At 51.6% G+C, this 2,643-nt stretch carries 1 rRNA gene (running past one end of the window); it reads right to left on the bottom strand.

Annotation, left to right across the window (positions count from 1 at the left end):
- Positions 1–158 precede the first annotated feature (158 nt).
- Positions 159–2,643: ribosomal RNA gene (locus tag TPSD3_RS05110) — 23S ribosomal RNA — on the bottom strand (it continues 400 nt past the right edge of the window).

The raw sequence follows: 2,643 nt of genomic DNA, 5'->3' as shown, positions 1-2,643 counted from the left end.
CGGGTGGTTCACACAGGCTATGACTGCCAAGAAAACTGGTTTTTACACGACTTGCTTTTTTATTTTTATTTTCGTTTTCGTTGAGCAACGGCAAATCGGTTTATCAAATCAATCCTACTACTTAGGCGAAACTCACCCTACAAACCCTTGGGTGTTATATGGTCAAGCCGCACGGTCAATTAGTACAGGTTAGCTTCATACATTACTGCATGTCCACACCCTGCCTATCTACGTCGTCGTCTTCAACGAACCTTTAGAGACTTTCGTCTGGGAAATCTCATCTTGAGGGAGGCTTCCCGCTTAGATGCTTTCAGCGGTTATCCCGTCCGTACATAGCTACCCAGCAGTGCCATTGGCATGACAACTGGTACACCAGCGGTACGTTCACTCCGGTCCTCTCGTACTAGGAGCAACTCCTCTCAAATTTCCTACGCCCACGACAGATAGGGACCGAACTGTCTCACGACGTTCTAAACCCAGCTCGCGTACCACTTTAAATGGCGAACAGCCATACCCTTGGGACCGACTACAGCCCCAGGATGTGATGAGCCGACATCGAGGTGCCAAACTCCCCCGTCGATGTGAACTCTTGGGAGGAATCAGCCTGTTATCCCCAGAGTACCTTTTATCCGTTGAGCGATGGCCCTTCCATGAAGTACCACCGGATCACTAAGACCTACTTTCGTACCTGCTTGACTTGTCAGTCTCACAGTCAAGCACCCTTATGCCTTTGCACTCAATGCGCGATTTCCGACCGCGCTGAGGGTACCTTCGCACTCCTCCGTTACTCTTTGGGAGGAGACCGCCCCAGTCAAACTACCCACCATACACGGTCCTTATACTGGGTAACAGTATCAAGTTAGAACCCCGAACAGACCAGGGTGGTATTTCAAGGTTGGCTCTGCACGCACTGGCGTGAGTGTTTCACAGCCTCCCACCTATCCTACACAAGTCGGTTCAAAGTCCAGTGTAAAGCTATAGTAAAGGTTCATGGGGTCTTTCCGTCTAGTCGCGGGTATACGGCATCTTCACCGCAAATTCAATTTCGCTGAGTCTCGGGTGGAGACAGTGTGGCCATCGTTACGCCATTCGTGCAGGTCGGAACTTACCCGACAAGGAATTTCGCTACCTTAGGACCGTTATAGTTACGGCCGCCGTTTACTGGGGCTTCGATCAAGAGCTTCGCTTTCGCTAACCCCATCAATTAACCTTCCAGCACCGGGCAGGCGTCACACCCTATACGTCCACTTTCGTGTTAGCAGAGTGCTGTGTTTTTAATAAACAGTCGCAGCCACCTGGTCACTGCGACCTTCTTAGACTTCCCCTGTGCAGGGTTCATCCAGAAGGTACACCTTCTCCCGAAGTTACGGTGCTATTTTGCCTAGTTCCTTCACCCGAGTTCTCTCAAACACCTTGGGATTCTCACCCTGTCCACCTGTGTCGGTTTGGGGTACGGTTCTACTACACCTGAAGCTTAGAGGCTTTTCTTGGAAGCAGGGCATCAGTCACTTCGTCTCTGAAACGAGACTCGTCGTCAGTTCTCGGCATTAAACCAGCGGATTTGCCTACCTGATTCTGCCTACCACCTTAAACACGCACAACCAATCGCGTGCTGACTTAGCCTTCTTCGTCCCCTCATCGCAGTGCAGCAAAGTACGGGAATATTAACCCGTTTTCCATCGGCTACGCATATCTGCCTCGCCTTAGGGACCGACTCACCCTGCGTCGATTAACGTGGCGCAGGAAACCTTGGACTTTCGGCGTGCGGGTTTTTCACCCGCATGATCGCTACTTATGTCAGCATTCGCACTTCTGATACCTCCAGTCTGCCTCACAGCAGACCTTCACAGGCTTACAGAACGCTCCCCTACCATGCCTTACGGCATCCGCAGCTTCGGTAGAACGCTTGAGCCCCGTTATATCTTTCGCGCAGACCGACTCGACCAGTGAGCTATTACGCTTTCTTTAAAGGGTGGCTGCTTCTAAGCCAACCTCCTGGCTGTCTGTGACTTTCCACATCGTTTCCCACTGAGCGTTCATTTGGGGACCTTAGCTGGCGGTCTGGGTTGTTTCCCTTTTCACGACGGACGTTAGCACCCGCCGTGTGTCTCCTGCGATGGTACTTCTCGGTATTCGAAGTTTGCATGGGGTTGGTAAAGCGAGATGCCCCCCTAGCCCAAACAGTGCTCTACCCCCGAGAGTAAAACGCAAGGCGCTACCTAAATAGCTTTCGAGGAGAACCAGCTATCTCCGAGCTTGATTAGCCTTTCACTCCTAGCCACAAGTCATCCCCGTCTTTTTCAACAGACGTGGGTTCGGACCTCCAGTTGGTGTTACCCGACTTTCATCCTGCTCATGGCTAGATCGCCCGGTTTCGGGTCTACTGACAGCGACTTAACGCCCTATTCAGACTCGCTTTCGCTAGGCCTACCTGATGGTTAAGCTTGCCACTGCCAGTAAGTCGCTGACCCATTATACAAAAGGTACGCAGTCACATTTCTTCAAATGCTCCCACTGCTTGTACGCACACGGTTTCAGGGTCTATTTCACTCCCCTCGCTGGGGTTCTTTTCACCTTTCCCTCACGGTACTGGTTCACTATCGGTCGATAACGAGTATTTAGCCTTGGAGGATGGGCCCCCCA

The sequence above is a fragment of the Thioflexithrix psekupsensis genome (assembly GCF_002149925.1).
In the GTDB taxonomy this organism is placed as follows: Bacteria; Pseudomonadota; Gammaproteobacteria; order Beggiatoales; family Beggiatoaceae; genus Thioflexithrix; species Thioflexithrix psekupsensis.
The sequence above is the reverse complement of the archived record's forward strand: the minus strand, read 5'-3'. Positions and strand labels throughout refer to the sequence as shown.